At 24.1% G+C, this 822-nt stretch carries 2 protein-coding genes; both read right to left on the bottom strand.

Going from position 1 to position 822, the window contains the following annotated elements:
• Nucleotides 1-230 precede the first annotated feature (230 nt).
• Nucleotides 231-512 carry a hypothetical protein gene (locus WFZ85_RS16015; RefSeq protein WP_342697257.1) on the bottom strand — a complete coding sequence of 94 codons (282 nt, stop codon included), beginning with the start codon at nucleotides 510-512 and terminating at the stop codon, nucleotides 231-233.
• Nucleotides 513-625: 113 nt separating this feature from the next.
• Nucleotides 626-822 (bottom strand): transposase (locus tag WFZ85_RS16010; protein WP_342697256.1); only part of this gene is annotated, 197 nt, incomplete at its 5' end.

The raw sequence follows: 822 nt of genomic DNA, 5'->3' as shown, positions 1-822 counted from the left end.
TTAAATTAGGTAGATGTGGGGCAAACACTTTATTTAAATAATGGTAAGAACGTGTTGTTTGTTTTTGTTGTACAATAATACTATTTATTCCGTTTAAATAACAAAAAAAATCGATGAAATACATAATACGAATAATAATATAGGATATATTCTTATAATATTAATAGTTTGCATTTACTCTATTACATTTTTTACAATAAAAAAAAACCACTTCGAAAAGTGGTTGTAAATTATGACGACTTATAAATCCGATGTATTGGAATAGTAAAACCCTGTTTTAAAATCACTCTATGATCTGTTAAAGCCCAAACAGTAGTTTCTACAACTTTTTTAGATTGATTATCCTCAAAATAAATTTTGGTTTTAGTATGCTCTAAGTTGCCTAGTGATAAAGCTCTATTTAAATCTAAAAAGCGCTGCTTAATTTTTTCACTAGAATTCAACACTTCCTCGTTTGGAAAAGATAGTGTGTTAATTTTTTCTTTTTCAATGATTTCAAAATTAGCTTCCATATATAGTACTTTTACATTATTTAATTACCATTTATTTCCATAAAATTAAAAAATATGAATTTCAGTAAAATAAGTTTTAACAAAAAAATATAATTTTAACCCGTTGGGTGTAATTAAATTATTTGATTTTTAATATTATTTATTGGTCTATCAAAGATGAATTTATTGATATATTGAACCAATGTTAATGCTGTAATTTTTGCTAATATTCTTGTTTTAAAACCTTCAAAAGTTTTAGCATAATTGTTTCTAATTCTGAACTGGTCGCATAGTTGTGAAAATAATGTTTCAATTCTTTTTCTTGATTTTC

It is taken from the genome of Flavobacterium aureirubrum (genome assembly GCF_038739835.1).
Lineage (GTDB): Bacteria > Bacteroidota > Bacteroidia > Flavobacteriales > Flavobacteriaceae > Flavobacterium > Flavobacterium aureirubrum.
The sequence above is the reverse complement of the archived record's forward strand: the minus strand, read 5'-3'. Positions and strand labels throughout refer to the sequence as shown.

What these genes read in the sequence shown, in the direction of transcription:
- WFZ85_RS16015 (WP_342697257.1), bottom strand. Translation starts at nt 512, where the DNA reads ATGGAAGCTAATTTTGAAATCATTGAAAAAGAAAAAATTAACACACTA.